We start from the raw sequence: 16,876 nt of genomic DNA, 5'->3' as shown, positions 1-16,876 counted from the left end.
ATAGCATGAAAGAAAATATAAAAATAGAAAATATTGAAATTTCTTACTCAAAGCCTCCATTAGTGGTGCCAGAAATAGGCATAAACCATAATGGAAGCTTAGAAATAGCAAAATTAATGGTAGATAGTGCTAAAAGAGCGGGTGCAAAAATTATCAAACACCAAACACACATCATAGAAGATGAAATGAGCAAAGAAGCCAAAAATGTCATACCGGGCAATGCTAAGATAAGCATATATGAAATCATGAAAAAATGCGCTTTAAGTGATAAGGACGAACTGGCTTTAAAAGAATACACCGAAAAACTAGGGCTTACATACATTAGCACCCCTTTTTCAAGAGCGGCGGCAAATCGCTTAGAGGATATGGGCGTAAGTGCCTATAAAATAGGCTCTGGTGAGTGCAATAACTATCCTTTATTAAAGCACATAGCAGAATTTAAAAAGCCTATAATTTTAAGCACGGGCATGAATAACATACAATCCATTTCCAAAAGTGTTGAAATTTTTAGACAACATGAAGTGCCTTTTATACTCCTACATACGACCAATCTTTATCCAACCCCGCCTCACCTTGTAAGACTTCATGCAATGTTAAAACTTAAAGAGAAATTTGATTGTTTGGTGGGCCTAAGCGATCATACTACTGATAATCTAGCCTGTCTTGGAGCAGTGGCTTTGGGAGCTTGTGTCTTAGAAAGACATTTTACTGACAGCATGCAAAGAAAGGGACCTGATATAATATGTTCCATGGATGAGAAGGCCTTAAAAGAGCTGATAGAACAAAGCGAAAAGATGTTTTTAATGCGTGGCATGAACAAGGACAAAGAGGCTGCAAAAGAAGAGCAAGTTACTATAGATTTTGCTTTTGCCAGCGTAGTTAGCACAAAGGCTATAAAAAAGGGAGAAATTTTAAGCAAAGAAAATATTTGGGTAAAAAGACCGGGCAAAGGAGGAATTCCTGCTAGCGAGTTTGAAGCCTTACTAGGCAAGAAAGCATCAAAAGATATAGAGGCTGATGTGCAGCTAAAATACGGAGATTTTATTTGAAAAAAGATAAGAAAAAAATAGTCTTTGTTACAGGCACAAGAGCAGATTTTTCTAAGATAAAATCTTTGATGCACAAGGTAGAGAATTCTACGGATTTCGAACTTTTTATCTTTGTTACAGGAATGCATTTAAGCTCTTATTTTGGCTACACAATCGGAGAGGTAGAAAAAAATGGCTTCAAAAATATTTTTAAATTCATAAACTATGATAAATATTACCAAATGGACAAAGCCCTTGCCATTACAATTGATGGTTTTTCAAGATTTATAAACGAGGTAAAACCTGATTTAATCGTAGTGCATGGCGATAGGATAGAACCCTTAGCAGCAGCCATTACAGGTAGCCTAAATAATATCTTAGTAGCTCACATAGAGGGCGGAGAAATTTCTGGAACCATAGATGATAGTCTAAGGCATGCCATATCAAAGTTAGCTCACATTCATCTCGTAAATGATGAAAGGGCTAAAAAAGTTCTTATGCAACTTGGTGAGGATGAGGACTGTATATTTATCATAGGTTCGCCAGATATGGAGCTTTTAGAGCAAAATACCATTTCACTTGATGAGGCCAAAAAATACTACGATATAAACTTTCAAGAATACAGCATAGTAATCTTTCACCCTGTAACAACTGAATTTATGTCCATGAAAGAGCAAAGCGAAAATTTAGTCCGCGCGCTTAAAGAAAGCAAGAAAAATTACATAATAATTTATCCTAATAATGATTTGGGCTTTGAGTTCATTATGCAAGCTTATGAAAATTTGCACAAACTAAGCAATTTTAAGCTTTTTCCCTCGCTTAGATTTGAGTATTTTATCACTCTTTTAAAAAACGCAGACTGTATCATAGGAAATTCCAGCTGCATACTAAAAGAAGCACTTTATCTAAATATACCTGGCATTTTAGTAGGCTCTAGACAAGATGGAAGAGTTGGTAGCGAAAATGTTATAAAAGTAAATTCCAAATATGAAGAAATTTTAAATGCTATATTTACAGCACATAAGAAAAATCATAAAAAATCAAAACATATAGAGATACTAAACAGCTCTGAAAGGTTTTTTAGCTACCTAAAAAGCGGTGCATTTTTCAAGGTAAAAAGACAGAAAAAATTTAATTCTATATATAAATAAGGAGAAAAATATGAAAAAAGTTGTTATCTTTGGAGCTGCCACCGGCGGTAAAAAAGTAGCTTCAAGTCTTTTAGGAAAAGCTTTTAACGGGGGGGGGGATTACGAAATTTTGTTTTTCGTAGATAATGATGATAAAAAATGGGGAAAAACTATGAGTGTTTGCAATCAACTTTATGCTATACATCCTCCAACAAAGCTTAGAGAAGTGGAATTTGACAAGGTTATCGTAGCTTCTATATGCGGAGAAGATATCATCAAACAGCTTGAAAAAGAATTACAAATTCCTTATGAAAAAATAGACGATTTATTTATAAGGCAGTATTTTATGTCCTTTGAGGTATTTTTGGAACATTTTGCCATGTATTGTAAAGCCAAAAATGTAACAGGCGATATTGCCGAACTTGGAGTATATCAAGGTGATTCAGCAAAACGGCTTAATGCTTATTTTCCAGATAAAAAGCTTTATTTGTTTGATACCTTTGAAGGTTATATGGCTCTTGATATTAAGGAAAAAGACAGTGAGGCTAAAAATTTAGGCGATAAGCACCTTAGCAACACCTCTGTAGCTTTGGTGCAAAGCAAAATGCCCTACCCTAACAATGTTGTTATCAAAAAGGGTTGGTTTCCGCAAAGTGCGCAGGGTTTAGAGCAAGAGAAATTTTGCCTTGTAAATCTTGATCCTGATTTATACGAGCCACTTAAGGCGGGACTAGATTTCTTTTATCCAAGGCTTGTTAAAGGCGGGGTGCTACTTATATGTGGATATTTTTCACCTCATGCAGGCATTAAACAAGCCTGTGATGAATTTTGCAAGCAGCACAAGCTAAGCCTTATTCCATTAGGATTTGGGAATTTTATGGCACTTGTAAAGGCGTAGCATGAAAAGCGTCATTATACTTACAAGCGATAGTTTAAGACATAGCTTTATGAGAAAAGCAATAGCCATGGATGAAAACATAAAGGTTTTAAAAACTTACTGCGAAAGACAAAAACACATACTTTATAGCTTGGCCACAACAGACTTGCAAAGCAGACATCTTAGACAAAGGGATCTTAGTGAAAAGGATTTCTTTGAAGCTTTTGTAAATTTAAGCCCAGATTACTCAAATCCTGTGTCAATAGAAAAAAATGAAGTCAATGAAGCGCACATAGTAAAGGAGATATGCTCTTTAAATCCTGATTTAATCATTGCTTATGGCTGTTCGATTATTAAAGCTCCTATTATTAGAGCTTTTCATAATAGAATTCTTAATGTTCATCTGGGGCTATCGCCTTATTACAGAGGCAGTGGGACAAACTACTTTCCCTTTGTAAATAAGGAGCTAGAATGCGTTGGAGCCACTTTTATGTATATGGATGAAGGCATAGATACAGGGGATATAATACATCAAATTCAAGCAAAAATTTATCCAAACGATGATATACACAGCATAGGCAATAGGCTCATAAGCCATCTTGCTAAGATATACATAGATATAACTAATAATTATGAAAAATTAGAAAAAATACCTCAGCCAGAAAATAAATTTAGTGGCAAATTATATAAAAATAAAGATTTCACAAGCTCTTCCCTTGAGCAAATTTATGCAAATTTTAAAAACGGTATGATAGATGAATATTTAAGCGGCAAAAAAGAAATCAAGCTTTATCAAAATCCTTATTTGCTGTCCTTAGGAGAGAAAAAATGAAAGTTATTATGTATCACTATGTAAGAAGTTCTAGCAAGGATTTTCCATTTTTTAGGTATTTAAGCGTGGAGAATTTTTGCAAACAACTTGATTATTTTGAAAAGGAATTTGGCTTTGTCAAATTTGAAGATTTTTTAAAACTCAAAGAAGATTTGTCATGCTTTATCAAGGTAAAAGATAAAATTTTGCTTACTTTTGATGATGGCTTGATAGATCATTTCAACTTCGTTTTACCTGAGCTGGTAAAAAGAGGGCTTTTTGCCTTATTTTTTGTTCCAACAGCTATTTATGAGAGAGAAAAAGCCTTGGATGTGCATAGAATTCATTATTTATTAGGTAGAAACGGGGGGGGGGGGTTGATGTCCTTTGTTAAAAATATTTTAGATGATGATATGCTAGAACAAGATAAAATAGAGCTTTTCAAGCAAAAAACCTACACAAAGCAAGATAACGATAGCTTGACAACGGAATTTAAAAAACTCTTTAATTACTACATAAAATACGAATACAAAGAAGCTATCTTAGATAAGATAGTAAATGAATTCTCAAATGATAAGGAAATTTTTTCCAGTCTTTATATGAGTATAGATAACTTAAAATCAATGCATAAGCAAGGAATGATCATAGGTTCTCACTCTTGCAATCACCTTGTATTTTCTAAGCTCAAAGAAAAAGAACAAGAAAAGGAGATTGAAGACTCTTTTGACTTTTTAGAAAGCATTTTAAAAAAGCTTTATATCAAGACCTTTTGTTATCCTTATGGTGGTTTTCACACTTTTACGAAATTTACAGAACAAACACTGCAAAAACAAGGCGTAAGCTTTTCATTTAATGTAGAATCAAGGGATGTAAGTTTAGATGATGTAAAAAACAGAGCACAAGCATTGCCAAGATATGACTGTAATGAATTTTGCTTTGGCAAGGCAAATTTAGGATGAGCAAATGACCTTAGCATTGATACCCGCAAGAGCTGGCAGCAAAGGGATAAAAAACAAAAATCTAGTCCTGTTAAATAGCAAACCTTTGCTTTACTACACAATTGAGGCTGCTAAAAATGCTAACTGTATAGATGAAATTCTCTTAAGTTCTGATGGGGATGAAATTTTAAACTACGGCAAAACTCAGGGCATAAAGACCTTACGACGACCAAAGGAACTAGCCCTAGATGATAGCACCAGCGATGAGCTTATTTTACATGCTTTGCAAGCATACAAAAAGTTCGAAAATGTAATTTTGCTGCAACCCACCTCACCATTTAGAACGGCCTTGCACATAGATGAAGCTTTTAACAAATTTAAGCAAGAAAAGGCACAGGCATTAATTAGCGTGCTAGAATGCGATAATAAAATTTTAAAAGCCTTTATCTTGGATGAAAATAACAAGCTACAAGGAATTTGCAATAATACCTTTCCTTTTATAGCTAGACAAAAACTTCCAAAAACTTACATGAGCAACGGAGCAATATACATAATCAAGACAAAAGACTTTTTAAAAAATCATACTTTCTTGCAAGAAAAGACAAGCTATTATCTAATGGATGAAAAATGCAGTATAGATATAGACAATAAAGAGGATTTAAAAAGAGCAAATGAAATTTTAAAATCCCAAGTAAGTAAAACAACAAAAGGGCTCTAAAAGCCCTTTTATCACTTATCTATAGGATGTATCATATTAGCAGGGACTACAAATTTATCGTAATCACTTTCACTAACAAGATTAAGCTCTATAGCAGATTCCTTTAAGGAAATGCCTTTTTTGTGGGCGTTTTTAGCTATTTTAGCTGCATTTTCATAGCCTATGTGAGGATTTAAGGCAGTTACTAGCATAAGTGAATTTTTAAGATTGTGCTCTATCTTGTCTTTGTTTGCTACTATACCAACAGCACAGTGCTCATTAAATGAAAGCATAGAATCAGCTAGCAAATCAAGACTTTGTAAGAAATTATATATGATAACAGGCTTAAAGACATTTAGCTCGAAATTTCCTTGAGAGGCCGCAAAACCAATAGTCGTATCATTTCCCATAACCTGCACAGCCACCATAGTAAGAGCCTCGCACTGAGTAGGATTTACCTTACCCGGCATTATAGAGCTTCCCGGCTCATTTTCTGGTATGCTAAGCTCTCCTATACCACATCTAGGACCACTTGCTAACCATCTTATATCGTTTGCTATCTTCATTAAATTTGCAGCCAAGCCCTTCATAGCTCCGTGGGTAAAGGTTATAGCATCGTGGCTTGTAAGAGCGTGGAATTTATTAGGACTGCCCACAAATTTTACGCCCACAAGCTTTGTAAGTTCAGCACTTACCTCATCACTAAATTTTGAAGGCGCGTTAAGCCCTGTTCCAACTGCGGTTCCGCCTATGGCTAATTCTCTTAATGTAGGCAAGGACTCTAAAATTTGTTGCTTTGAATGCTCTAACATAGACAAATACCCGCTAAATTCTTGTCCCAAGGTAAGAGGGGTTGCATCTTGTAAGTGAGTTCTACCTATCTTTATGATGTCTTTAAATTCTTCAACCTTTTTCTTAAAGGTAGCTATAAGCACATCTATAGCAGGTATTAGCTTTTTTTCTACCTGTTCTACCGCAACCACGCTCATAGCCGTTGGAAAGGTATCATTTGAGCTTTGGCCTCTATTTACATGGTCATTTGGATGCACGAATTTTTCTTTTCTAAAATCCTTGCCAAGTATTTCAGTAGCGCGGTTTGCTATTACTTCATTTACATTCATATTGCTTTGTGTGCCTGAGCCTGTTTGCCATATAGCAAGAGGAAAATTATCATCAAACTTACCAGCTAAAACCTCATCACAAGCCTTTACTATGGCGTCTTTTCTCTCATCATCAAGCCCATTTTTAAGCCTATTATTTACTATAGCAGCTGCCTTTTTTAAATTTGCAAAAGCATAGATTAAAACCTTTGGCATTTTTTCTATGCCTATTCTAAAATTTTCTAAAGACCTCTCAGTTTGAGCTCCCCAATACTTATCATCAGGAACCTTTATCTCTCCCATAGTATCTTTTTCGATTCTATACTGCATTGAACTCTCCTTTGTGAAATTTATGAATTTTATCATAATATTTATAGCATTTTTTCAAAAAAATACATTTTTAGCAAAGTGTTTGTAAGTTTTTTTGTCATATAATTTTTTAATCAAAAAATAGGACAAAATATGGCTTTTACACATCTGCATTTACATACTGAATATTCTTTGCTAGACGGTGCTAATAAACTCAAAGAGCTAGCTAAAACCCTGCAACAACAAGGTGTAACAAGCGTTGCTATGACAGACCATGGAAATATGTTTGGTGCTATTGATTTTTACAAGACTATGAAACAACACAACATTAAGCCCATAATAGGACTTGAGGCCTACTTGCACAACGCTGATGACATATCCGATAAAAGCTCTAGGCAGAGATTTCACATCTGCTTGTTTGCTAAAAATCAAAAAGGTTATGAAAATTTGATGTATCTAAGCTCTCAAAGCTACATAAAAGGGCTTTATTACTATCCTCGTATAAATAAAAAAATCCTTGAAGAACACAACGAAGGGCTCATTTGCTCCTCGGCTTGTTTGCAAGGTGAGGTGAATTGGCACCTAAATACAGAAAATGAAAGAAATGTAAAATTTGGCGCAAAGGGCTATGAAGCCGCGAAAGAAGCTGCCTTGTGGTATAAGTCTGTTTTTAAGGATGATTTTTATCTTGAAATAATGAGGCACGGCATAAAGGACCAAAGATATATAGATGATTTGGTATTGCGTCTTGCAAAGGAACTTGATATAAAAATCATAGCCACTAATGACACTCACTACACATTCAAAGAAAGAGCCGCTGCACACGAGGTTTTAATGTGTATAAACACAGGCGTAAAGCTTGATGACCCAAACAGACTAAGGCACAGCGTTCATGAATTTTATGTAAAAAGCCCTGAGCAAATGCAAGAATTGTTTTTAGACATACCAGAAGCCATTTCCAACACGCAAGAAATAGCGAATAAATGCGATTTAGAACTAAAGCTTGGCAACCCAACCCCGCCAAATTTCAAATTTACAAGAGAATATGCCAAGAGCTTTGATTTAGAGCTAAAAGAGGATAAAGAATTTAGCTTTGAAAACGATGATATAGTCTTTGAGTACCTTTGCAAAAAAGGGCTTGATGAAAGACTTTTATATATAGATGAGCAAAAGCATGAGGAATACAAACAAAGACTGCAAAGAGAAATCGAAGTAATTAAAAATATGAAATTCTCGGGCTACATGCTTATCGTGCAAGACTTTATCGCTGTTGCTAAGTCAAAGGGAATTCCTGTTGGGCCTGGTCGTGGTTCAGCCGCTGGTTCTTTGGTGGCTTATGCCCTAAAGATAACCGACATAGACCCTCTGCCCTACTCTTTACTTTTTGAAAGATTTTTAAATCCTGAGCGCGTTTCAATGCCTGATATTGATGTGGATTTTTGCCAGGATAGACGCGATGAGGTGATTGATTATGTTATCGAAAAATACGGCTATGACAAGGTGGCTCAGGTTATAACCTTTGGTAAAATGCTTGCAAAGGGCGTTATAAGGGATGTAGCTAGGGTTTGCGGGGTAAGTCTTAGTGATGCTGATGAGTTGGCAAAGCTTGTGCCAAACGAACTAAATATCACGCTTGAAAAAGCCTATAACACAGAACCTAAAATAGCTGAATTTATACAAAATCACTCAAAAGGCAAGGAGTTGTGGGAATTTTCTCTAGCACTTGAAGGGCTTAACAGAAACGCCGGAGTTCATGCTGCTGGCCTTGTTATATCAAATGAGGCTTTATGGAAAAAAACCCCTCTTTTTAGGCCTGCTAAAAATGATGAAAAACACCTTGTAACTCAGTATTCTAAAGACTTTTTGGAAGACATTGACCTGATAAAATTTGACTTCTTGGGGCTTAAAACCTTAACGGTTATTGATAATGCCGTAAAACTCATAAAACAAAGATACGATAAGGATATAATCTGGGAAAAGATAGATATAAACGATGAAAAGGTGTATAAGACCATACAAAGCGGCAATACTCTTGGGATATTTCAAATAGAATCAGACGGCATGCAAGCCTTAAATTCACGCTTAAAGCCTGATAGATTTGAAGATCTTATAGCTGTTTTGGCACTTTATAGACCTGGACCTCTTGAAAGCGGTATGGTTGATGACTACATAGATGTAAAACATGGACGAAAAGAAGCTAAATACGCCTTTAAAGAGCTTGAGCCTATACTGAAAGACACTTACGGCGTGATAGTTTATCAAGAACAAGTTATGCAAATCGTGCAGGAAATAGGAGGCTTTTCTTTAGGCGGTGCAGACAATGTAAGAAGGGCTATGGGTAAGAAAAAAAGAGAAATTCTAGATAATCTTAAAAATCAATACCTAGAAGGCGCTAAAAACAAGGGCTATGATGTAAAAAAAGCAGATGATTTGTTTGAATTGATTTTAAAATTTGCAGAATATGGCTTTAACAAATCCCACTCGGCAGCCTATGCTTTAATATCCTTTCAAACCGCGTATTTAAAAACCTACTATCCTAGCGAATTCATGGCAGCACTTTTAACAAGCGAACAAAATAAAGTAGAAAAAGTTGCGCAGTATCTAGATGAGCTTAAAAGAATGGATATAGAGCTTTTGCCGCCTAGCATTAACTCGGCTAGAGGTGAATTTGTCGCTATAAACAAGGACGGAAAAGAAGCCATTGTGTATGGGCTTGCAGCTATAAAGAGTGTTGGAATGCCAGCAGTTAATAATCTTTTAAGCGTAAGGGGCGAGGGCTTTAAGAGTATGGATGATTTTATCAAAAAAATAGACCCAGCCAAAATCAACAAACGCACAATGGAACATCTAATAAAAGTGGGAGCCTTTGATGAATTTGGATACACAAGAAAATGCTTGATGGACAATATAGAACAAATTTGCGAGACCTCAAGAAAGATAGCAGAAATAAAAAGAAACGAGCAAGGCTCTATCTTTGGCATTGATGAGATAACCGACTGCATAAAGCTTGATTTTAAAGCAGATGATGAGGAATTTAGCTTAAAAGAAAAGCTTGAATTTGAAAAGGAAATCATCGGCTCATACCTTTTTGCACACCCGCTAGATGAGTATAAAGATGAAATTTTAAAATTTGATTATTATAAAAGTGTAGATTTTGATAACTTAAAGGGTAACGGCTCTATAACTTGCATAGGCAAGATAGAGGAATTTAAATCCTTTATGAGTAAAAGCGGAAAAAGGTATGCCAAGATGAAAATCTTGGACTTTTACTCGAATTTTGATTTGGTGGTTTTTGAAAAAAATGTGGCCATGCTTGAGGAACTTGTAAATGATGAGCTTAAAAAAGATAAGCCTTATGCCTTTGTTATAAACTACAGAAAGGATGAGAGTGAATTTAGCTTGATGTTTCAAGAGCTTGTAGAGCTAGAGCAGCTAGCTGATAGAAATTTAAAAGCTAAAACAACATACAGAAGCAAAAAAGAAAATAATTTCACAAAAGAAGCCAAGGAATTTGAAAAAATGATCTTAGAAATAGACCTTTCCTTGCTAAATAAAGAAATCATCTATGAAATTCACGAGCTAGCAAGAAGCTCGCACAACCCTAGCAATGAAAGCAACAAAAAGCTTGTCTTAAAGGTTCGCACTGTGGATTCTTGTTTGGTTTATAATACAAGCTTTATCGTTCCAGAGCAGCTAAAAGAAGAAATTTCAAAAAAGGCAAAAGTAAGCTGATGTTTAACGGTTTGATTAGAGAGATAGCCAAGGTAGCCTCATACAAAGATAATACTTTAGCACTGTATGCCAAGCACAAGCCAAATTTAGGCGATAGTATAGCTGTGAATGGAGCTTGCTTAACTGTTACAAGGCTTTTTGAGGGTGGCTTTGAGCTAGAACTTTCTTTAGAGACTAGAAAAAACATAGCCCTATCAAATTTAAAAGACTTAGTTCATATAGAACCAGCGCTAAGATATGGAGATAGAATAGACGGGCATTTGATACAAGGGCACATAGACGCCATAGCAACGCTTAGCAGAATTGAAAAAAAGGAAAATGGAGTAGATTTTTACCTAAAGCTTCCTAAAGATATAATGAAATTTATGGCTAAAAAAGGAAGCGTGGCAGTTGATGGGGTGAGCCTTACCATAAACGATGTGTTATATGATGAGATAAGATTAACCATCATACCTATCACCTTTAAAGAGACCTTATTTGGCACTTATAAAATAGGCAGAAAAATCAACATAGAAAGTGATTTATTGGCAAGATACATAGAAAGAGTGTTAAATTTCGATAAAGAAAGCAAGCAATGTCAAAGAATGTCTTATATTTACTAGATAATCCTCAGTGTTGTGTCTTTACTGCCTTTAATGAGGACTTCGCAAAGTACGCTAACTCAAGCACCTCAAATTTATTTGCTGAAGTTGATAGTAGTATCAAAACCTGTGTGTTTATGAAACAAATTCACTCAAACAAGGTCTTGCTAGTAGATGATATCCACAAACAATACGAGTGCGACGGCTTGCTTAGCTTTGATAAAAATATAGCTTTGTGTGTTTTAAGTGCTGATTGTTTGCCGCTTGTTTTGTGGCATAAAAGCGGGATTATAGCGGCACTGCACTCAGGACGCAAGGGAAGCTTTGAAAACATACTAAAAGAAAGCATTTTGCTTATACAAAAGCATAAAAATGTAGATATTAGCGAATTTAATCTCTTCATAGGGCCAGCAATCTGTGCTAAAAACTACGAAATATCAGGCGAGGTGCTTGAGTATGCTAGACAAAATTTTAGTGAGTTTTTAAGCGAAAACAAGCTTGATTTAAAAGCTTTGATAAAATTTCAAGCCAAGGAAGTTGGAATTGAAAACATCATAGATAGCGGCATTTGCACCTTTGATGATGAGAGATTTTTTTCATATAGAAAAGATAAAACAAAGCAAAGATTTGTCACAGTTGTTTATTTAAAGGCTTAAATATGTATGAAAGAAAAAATTTAACAAGCTTAAAAATCATGCAAAAAGCTAGAGAATTTCAAGACCTAGAACTAAGCAGCGAAGCCTTGGTAAATTCTCTTTTAGCCGGCGAGCTTAACAAGATAGATAAAGACGATAAAACCGCCCTTACTCGAATCATAAATTCCTTAGTTGAAGCCAAAGAAAAGGCTAAATTAAGCAAGTGATTAAAAATCCTTGCTTAAGTCCTTTTCCATATCAATCTCATAAGCCTTATATACGCTTGGCAAAAGCTTTCTTAGAGCATAATCGTATTTGTTAAAAAGCGTATAAACCTCTTGTGCGTTTAAAGGCTTTGAGTTTTTAAAGTCGAAAACATCGGTATTTGCTATCTTTGGCATAGAATTATCAAAAAATTCATAAAATTCTTTCCTCATTTTAAATATATGATTTAAATTTTCAATCACTCTTTCCTTGTCCATAAATTCTCCTTGAATTTTTTAAACATTTTAGCAAAAATTATTTTTTAAATGCTAAATTTCTAAAAAATAAAAAGGCAAAAATACAATGCTAACTTTCTTTCAAAAAATAGTATTAAAAACTAGTAACTTTGCTTTAAATTCCAAATTTAAAAGCTATTTTGATATTTCATTAAGCAAAAATTTAAGCATTAAACCAAGCAACAAAGACTACATGCTTTACATTCATGTGCCGTTTTGCCACACCTTTTGCACTTATTGCGGTTTTCACAAATACCTTTATGATGAGGAGCTTGCTAAGAGGTATTTTGAAAATTTAAGAAAAGAAATCAAGCAAACAAAAGAGCTTGGCTTTGATTTTAGCACGGTGTATGTAGGCGGTGGAACTACTTTAATAAACGAGGATGAGCTCTTAAAAACCCTGCAGCTGTGCAAAACACTCTTTAATATCAAAGAAATTTCTTGCGAAAGCGACCCAAACCACATAGATGCCGAGAGCTTAAAGAACTTTCAAGGACTAATTGACAGGCTAAGTTGCGGGGTGCAAAGCTTTAATGATAATATTTTGAAAAAGACAAATAGATACCATAAATTTGGCTCATCAAAAGAGCTTATAAACAAGCTTGAAAAAGCGATTTCAATCCTGCCTATTTTTAGTATAGATTTAATCTTTAATTTTCCCACGCAAAGCGAGGATGAGCTTTTGTATGATTTGCAAGTCGCAAAGAATTTGCAAGCTAATCAAATCACCACCTATCCATTGATGAAATCAGAGCTAAGCAAAAAGCTTATCACAAAATCATTTGGCAAGAATTTAAAAGATAGGGAGCTTGAATTTTACGAGCTTATACAGGATTTTTTCAAGGACTATAAACAAAACAACTGCTGGTCCTTTTCCTTGAAAAAAGAGGAATTAAGCGATGAATATGTGTCTTATCATAATGATTATTTAGGCCTTGGTAGCGGTGCGTTTAGCTTTATAGATAATGAACTTTTAATAAATGCCTTTGATTTAAACGAATACGAAAAACTTGTAAATGAAGGTGCGAACGCTAAAATATCCAAAATAAGCTTCAAGCAAAAGGATATTTTAAGATACAATTTTCTAACAAAGCTTTTTAGCACAAAGCTTGATATTGCTAAATTTAATCAAAATTTTGCCTGTGATTTAGAAAAAGATTTAAGCCTAGAAATTAAGGCCTTAAAAATGGCTAATTTTGTTTATGAAAAAGATGGGGTGCTTTATCTAAGCAAACAGGGGCAGTATTTATTCGTAACTTTAATGAAAGAATTTTATACAAATATGGACACAGTTAGAGCCTTTTTCAAAAAAACAAATGCTCTATGAGAATTTTAAAACCTATGAGAATAAGGACCAGACCACCTATAAATTCGGCCTTTTCTCTTAGGTGGTATCCAAATTTATTGCCTATTTTTAGCCCAAATACACAAAATACAAAGGTTACTAAACCTATCAAAGAAGCATCAAAAAAGATATTTTCGTCTAAAAAGGCTATGCTAACACCTATAGCTAAGGCGTCTATGCTTGTAGCAAGTGCTAAAAAACTCATGGTTTTGTGCGAAAAATCAGCGCAAGAATCGTCGCATTCATCCTTTTTTTGCCTCGATTCTTTTATCATTTTTAAGCCTATTAAAGAAAGCAAAATAAAGGCTATGTAGTGGTCTATCTTATCTACAAAAGAGGAAAAACTTTGCCCTATATAAAAGCCAAGCAATGGCATTAAGGCCTGAAAAGCTCCAAAATAAATCCCAACTTTTAAATAATGTTGCAAATTTAGCCTACTTGTGCTAAAACCCTTACACAAAGACACAGCAAAGGCATCCATAGAAAGCGCACAAGCCACCAAAAGCAAGCTTAATAAATCCATAAAAGCAAACCTCCCCTTTTACTAAGATGGTTATAATCAAGATTTTTTATAAGAAAACAAACAAGATAAATATTATCCTAAACTCTTTTAAAAGGCTCTTAATTTTTAAAATTTGCATTTTTTATGCAAAATTTTTTATACATTTCAGCACTTATTAAGGATTGCATTTATATAATTTTGGCTTTAAAAACACATACACAAGGCCCATTCGTCTAGCGGTTAGGACATCGCCCTTTCACGGCGGTAACACGAGTTCGAGTCTCGTATGGGTCACCACCTTTTGGAGCTTACTTTGAAAAATAAAACCGCCATATTTTTACAGCTTAAGGAAAAAATATCCTCCAAGAATTTCAAAGAACTAGAAAACCTTGTAGAAAACAGCGATGATGCGGTTCTAGATAAGCTTATTTTACTTAGATATAAAAATCCATTTTTACTTATAATCTTAGCTATAATTGTCCCTGGCATTGATAGAATTTACATGAAACAAGTCGTATTAGGGGTATTTAAATTTGTATATATTTTTGCCTCGTATCTATACATCAACATAGCCATAGATATGGACCTTAATATGCTGCCTCCTGCGATTTTGCTAATCATTGCTTTGATTTTTTATATAATTGATGTTTTTATAATGCCAAAAAAGGCAAAAGAGTATAATTTTAAACTAATTCAAGAACTTTTGGAGAACAAAGATGATAGATAAGGACACACTTTTTTTAAGTATTAAGGATAAAATTCCAAGTGATTCTTTGGAAGCTTGCAAAGAAAGTATAGATAATGCCAATGCTGATGAGCTTTCAAAAGTCGCTCTTTTAAATATCAAAAATCCCGTCATAGCACTTTTGCTTTCCTTATTTTTAGGTGTATTTGGAGTTGATAGATTTTACAAAGGAGATGTAAAACTTGGGATTTTAAAACCCGTTTTATTTTTTGGTTCTTACATCCTAACCCTTGTTTGTTCATTTATATACTTAGATTCCGATAACTCAGGCTTTAACTTACTCTTTGTGCTTGTTGTTTTATTTGGAGTTTTGCTTATAGGCACTTTGATATGGTGTATAGTTGATATATTTTTGGTGTATTTTGGCATTAAAAAGGACAATTTAGCTAAAATTTACTCCGTTTTTTCAAAATAACACAGATTTAATCTTTTTAAAACGCAAATTCTGCTACAATTAAATCCTAAATTTTAAATTTAAAGGAGAAAAAATGTTTGAGTTAAGAAAGCTACCTTACGACACCTGTGCTTTTGGAGATTTTTTAAGCGAAAAAACCTTTGCTTATCATCACGGCAAACATCATCAAACCTATGTCAACAACCTTAACAACTTCATAAAAGGCACTGAATTTGAGGGCAAAGACTTAGTAAGCATTATAAAAAGCTCAAGTGCAGCTATATTTAACAACGCCGCACAAGTTTATAATCACGACTTTTACTTTGACTGCATTCAGCCTAAAAGCTCATCTTTTGAGGGAATTTCAAGCGAATTAAAAGAGGCTTTAAGTGCCAAATTTGGCTCGCTTGAAAGCTTTAAAGATGAATTTATAAAGGGTGCTACTGCTGTTTTTGGTTCTGGTTGGTTCTGGCTTGTTTTAAACAAAAACAAAGAGCTTGAATTTGTAAATACCTCAAATGCAGCCACACCTATAAGCGAAGATAAAATTCCTCTTTTAGTGGTTGATGTATGGGAGCACGCCTACTATATAGACCACCAAAACGCTAGACCTGCATACTTAGAGAAATTCTTTGCTCATATAAATTGGGTCTTTGTTTCAAAGGCTTATGAGTGGGCTTTAAAAGAAGGCATAAACTCTGTTAGCTTTTATGCAAACGAGCTTCACCCTGTAAAATAACTTAGGCAGAGTTTCACACTCTGCACCTTAAAATATCAAAAGTTTGATTTTAGCACTTATTTCATCTGTATTTTCATCTGCAAAAAATGACACAAGCTTTTCCTCATCAACATCAACACCTTTCATCTTTAAATGCCACATAGCATTTTGCACGGCTTCTTGCTTGCTTCTTTTTTCTATCCTCTTTTCGTCAAATACAAATTTTTTAAAATCAACACCCTCACTTTTTAAAAAATTCTCTATGTCTTTTTTGCTTTCTTTTTTCTTAGGAACAAAGTTAGAAAATACTTCTTTTAGCATGGAGCTTTTCCTTTCGCAAGCCCAAGATATATAAATTCTAAGCTTGGCTAAATTTAAAAAAGCCCCGTAATCATCTAAATTTTCTAAGGCAGGAGACATGCTTAAAAAGGCTATATCAAAGCTTTTGACATTATTTTTACTAAAATCTTGAAAGCTTGAAAAAATGCTCGTGATATTGCTAGTGCCCTGTGTTTTTGCGTCGTGCTCTAAAAGCTCTAACATAGCCTTTGAGCTATCAAGCGCATACAAATGCTTGGCTTGCTTTGCTAAGTGCAAAGACCAAACGCCTGTGCCGCAGCCCACATCTATGATTATTTTATCCTTAAAGCTTATATTTGCTTTTCTTAGCTCCTTAAAACTTAGTTCTTGTATGCTGTTTAATTTATCACTATATCTTGCGTAATGCTTTGCCTTTTCGTCCCATAAATTCATGCTCTTTCCTTTGCTTGTATTTTATCTTGTTTTAACATATTTTCTTTTATAATCACGGGCAATTTTAACAAAAAGAAAAAC

Annotated in this window: 18 protein-coding genes and 1 tRNA gene; 15 read left to right on the top strand and 4 right to left on the bottom strand. The window is 34.4% G+C overall.

Going from position 1 to position 16,876, the window contains the following annotated elements; all coding sequences use genetic code 11:
- Positions 1-5 precede the first annotated feature (5 nt).
- The 6 genes from neuB to CAV_RS01365 are packed head-to-tail and all read left to right on the top strand — an operon-like array spanning position 6 to position 5,502.
- On the top strand, positions 6-1,049 hold the full coding sequence (gene neuB / locus CAV_RS01390) for an N-acetylneuraminate synthase (protein ID WP_094324735.1): 1,044 nt from the start codon (positions 6-8) through the stop codon (positions 1,047-1,049).
- Positions 1,046-2,179, top strand: a complete 1,134-nt coding sequence (gene neuC / locus CAV_RS01385; protein WP_094324734.1) for a UDP-N-acetylglucosamine 2-epimerase — start codon at positions 1,046-1,048, stop codon at positions 2,177-2,179. The genes neuB and neuC overlap by 4 nt, the downstream gene beginning before the upstream one ends.
- A gap of 10 nt (positions 2,180-2,189) precedes the next feature.
- Positions 2,190-3,056, top strand: coding sequence for a TylF/MycF/NovP-related O-methyltransferase (locus tag CAV_RS01380; protein WP_094324733.1), 867 nt, complete (start codon positions 2,190-2,192; stop codon positions 3,054-3,056).
- A gap of 1 nt (position 3,057) precedes the next feature.
- A complete protein-coding gene (locus CAV_RS01375; protein ID WP_094324732.1) occupies positions 3,058-3,867 on the top strand; it encodes a formyltransferase family protein in 810 nt (269 codons plus the stop codon).
- Positions 3,864-4,805 carry a polysaccharide deacetylase family protein gene (locus tag CAV_RS01370; RefSeq protein ID WP_094324731.1) on the top strand — a complete coding sequence of 314 codons (942 nt, stop codon included), beginning with the start codon at positions 3,864-3,866 and terminating at the stop codon, positions 4,803-4,805. Before CAV_RS01375 ends, CAV_RS01370 begins: the two co-directional genes overlap by 4 nt.
- Before the next feature lie 4 nt (positions 4,806-4,809).
- Positions 4,810-5,502, top strand: a complete 693-nt coding sequence (locus CAV_RS01365; protein ID WP_094324730.1) for an acylneuraminate cytidylyltransferase family protein — start codon at positions 4,810-4,812, stop codon at positions 5,500-5,502.
- A gap of 11 nt (positions 5,503-5,513) precedes the next feature.
- Here CAV_RS01365 and fumC read toward each other — a convergent pair whose 3' ends face one another.
- Entirely contained in the window at positions 5,514-6,911 is a 1,398-nt protein-coding gene (gene fumC, locus CAV_RS01360; protein WP_094324729.1) for a class II fumarate hydratase, read from the bottom strand.
- A 132-nt stretch (positions 6,912-7,043) separates the two neighbouring features.
- Here fumC and dnaE point away from each other — a divergent pair, with 132 nt between their 5' ends.
- Genes dnaE through CAV_RS01340 form a run of 4 tightly spaced genes read left to right on the top strand, consistent with a single transcriptional unit; the run spans position 7,044 to position 12,065 of the window.
- Positions 7,044-10,622, top strand: a complete 3,579-nt coding sequence (dnaE, locus tag CAV_RS01355) for a DNA polymerase III subunit alpha (RefSeq protein WP_094324728.1) — start codon at positions 7,044-7,046, stop codon at positions 10,620-10,622.
- Positions 10,622-11,224, top strand: coding sequence for a riboflavin synthase (ribE, locus tag CAV_RS01350; protein WP_094324727.1), 603 nt, complete (start codon positions 10,622-10,624; stop codon positions 11,222-11,224). Before dnaE ends, ribE begins: the two co-directional genes overlap by 1 nt.
- Complete coding sequence (locus CAV_RS01345; protein ID WP_094324726.1) at positions 11,197-11,859, top strand: purine nucleoside phosphorylase YfiH/LACC1 family protein; 663 nt, start codon at positions 11,197-11,199, stop codon at positions 11,857-11,859. The genes ribE and CAV_RS01345 overlap by 28 nt, the downstream gene beginning before the upstream one ends.
- Positions 11,860-11,861: 2 nt before the next feature.
- A complete protein-coding gene (locus CAV_RS01340; RefSeq protein WP_094324725.1) occupies positions 11,862-12,065 on the top strand; it encodes a hypothetical protein in 204 nt (67 codons plus the stop codon).
- Here the strand turns inward: CAV_RS01340 and cmeU are convergent, their stop codons facing one another.
- Positions 12,066-12,320 (bottom strand): CmeU family protein, encoded by a 255-nt coding sequence (gene cmeU / locus CAV_RS01335; protein WP_094324724.1) that lies wholly within the window; start codon positions 12,318-12,320, stop codon positions 12,066-12,068. It abuts the gene before it with no gap.
- An 85-nt stretch (positions 12,321-12,405) separates the two neighbouring features.
- Here cmeU and CAV_RS01330 point away from each other — a divergent pair, with 85 nt between their 5' ends.
- Positions 12,406-13,665, top strand: coding sequence for a coproporphyrinogen III oxidase family protein (locus CAV_RS01330; protein ID WP_094324723.1), 1,260 nt, complete (start codon positions 12,406-12,408; stop codon positions 13,663-13,665).
- On the opposite strand, the gene CAV_RS01325 is transcribed toward CAV_RS01330, so the two are convergent.
- Entirely contained in the window at positions 13,643-14,206 is a 564-nt protein-coding gene (locus CAV_RS01325) for a manganese efflux pump MntP (protein ID WP_094324722.1), read from the bottom strand. The two genes, CAV_RS01330 and CAV_RS01325, sit on opposite strands and share 23 nt — an antisense overlap.
- Before the next feature lie 201 nt (positions 14,207-14,407).
- Between CAV_RS01325 and CAV_RS01320 the strand changes: the two genes are divergently transcribed.
- The 4 genes from CAV_RS01320 (at position 14,408) to sodB (ending at position 16,063) form a co-directional block, all read left to right on the top strand.
- A tRNA-Glu gene (locus tag CAV_RS01320) sits at positions 14,408-14,482 on the top strand.
- Between the two features lie 16 nt (positions 14,483-14,498).
- Positions 14,499-14,912, top strand: coding sequence for a hypothetical protein (locus CAV_RS01315; protein WP_148131212.1), 414 nt, complete (start codon positions 14,499-14,501; stop codon positions 14,910-14,912).
- Positions 14,902-15,345 (top strand): TM2 domain-containing protein, encoded by a 444-nt coding sequence (locus CAV_RS01310; RefSeq protein ID WP_245807418.1) that lies wholly within the window; start codon positions 14,902-14,904, stop codon positions 15,343-15,345. Before CAV_RS01315 ends, CAV_RS01310 begins: the two co-directional genes overlap by 11 nt.
- A gap of 73 nt (positions 15,346-15,418) precedes the next feature.
- Complete coding sequence (gene sodB / locus CAV_RS01305) at positions 15,419-16,063, top strand: superoxide dismutase [Fe] (RefSeq protein WP_094324720.1); 645 nt, start codon at positions 15,419-15,421, stop codon at positions 16,061-16,063.
- A 27-nt stretch (positions 16,064-16,090) separates the two neighbouring features.
- On the opposite strand, the gene CAV_RS01300 is transcribed toward sodB, so the two are convergent.
- Positions 16,091-16,795: a class I SAM-dependent methyltransferase gene (locus tag CAV_RS01300; RefSeq protein ID WP_094324719.1), complete on the bottom strand. Its 705-nt coding sequence runs from the start codon at positions 16,793-16,795 to the stop codon at positions 16,091-16,093.
- Positions 16,796-16,876 lie beyond the last annotated feature (81 nt).

This window comes from Campylobacter avium LMG 24591 (genome assembly GCF_002238335.1).
In the GTDB taxonomy this organism is placed as follows: Bacteria; Campylobacterota; Campylobacteria; order Campylobacterales; family Campylobacteraceae; genus Campylobacter_D; species Campylobacter_D avium.
Note: the sequence above shows the minus strand (reverse complement) of the source record. Positions and strands in the feature narration are given on the sequence as shown.

Coding starts and splice junctions, on each gene's coding strand:
- CAV_RS01370 (WP_094324731.1), top strand. CDS start 3,864: ATGAAAGTTATTATGTATCACTATGTAAGAAGTTCTAGCAAGGATTTT.
- CAV_RS01365 (WP_094324730.1), top strand. CDS start 4,810: ATGACCTTAGCATTGATACCCGCAAGAGCTGGCAGCAAAGGGATAAAA.
- sodB (WP_094324720.1), top strand. CDS start 15,419: ATGTTTGAGTTAAGAAAGCTACCTTACGACACCTGTGCTTTTGGAGAT.
- dnaE (WP_094324728.1), top strand. CDS start 7,044: ATGGCTTTTACACATCTGCATTTACATACTGAATATTCTTTGCTAGAC.
- CAV_RS01375 (WP_094324732.1), top strand. CDS start 3,058: ATGAAAAGCGTCATTATACTTACAAGCGATAGTTTAAGACATAGCTTT.
- CAV_RS01330 (WP_094324723.1), top strand. CDS start 12,406: ATGCTAACTTTCTTTCAAAAAATAGTATTAAAAACTAGTAACTTTGCT.
- CAV_RS01345 (WP_094324726.1), top strand. CDS start 11,197: ATGTCAAAGAATGTCTTATATTTACTAGATAATCCTCAGTGTTGTGTC.
- cmeU (WP_094324724.1), bottom strand. CDS start 12,320: ATGGACAAGGAAAGAGTGATTGAAAATTTAAATCATATATTTAAAATG.
- CAV_RS01300 (WP_094324719.1), bottom strand. CDS start 16,795: ATGAATTTATGGGACGAAAAGGCAAAGCATTACGCAAGATATAGTGAT.
- CAV_RS01310 (WP_245807418.1), top strand. CDS start 14,902: ATGATAGATAAGGACACACTTTTTTTAAGTATTAAGGATAAAATTCCA.
- ribE (WP_094324727.1), top strand. CDS start 10,622: ATGTTTAACGGTTTGATTAGAGAGATAGCCAAGGTAGCCTCATACAAA.
- CAV_RS01340 (WP_094324725.1), top strand. CDS start 11,862: ATGTATGAAAGAAAAAATTTAACAAGCTTAAAAATCATGCAAAAAGCT.
- neuB (WP_094324735.1), top strand. CDS start 6: ATGAAAGAAAATATAAAAATAGAAAATATTGAAATTTCTTACTCAAAG.
- CAV_RS01325 (WP_094324722.1), bottom strand. CDS start 14,206: ATGGATTTATTAAGCTTGCTTTTGGTGGCTTGTGCGCTTTCTATGGAT.
- CAV_RS01380 (WP_094324733.1), top strand. CDS start 2,190: ATGAAAAAAGTTGTTATCTTTGGAGCTGCCACCGGCGGTAAAAAAGTA.
- fumC (WP_094324729.1), bottom strand. CDS start 6,911: ATGCAGTATAGAATCGAAAAAGATACTATGGGAGAGATAAAGGTTCCT.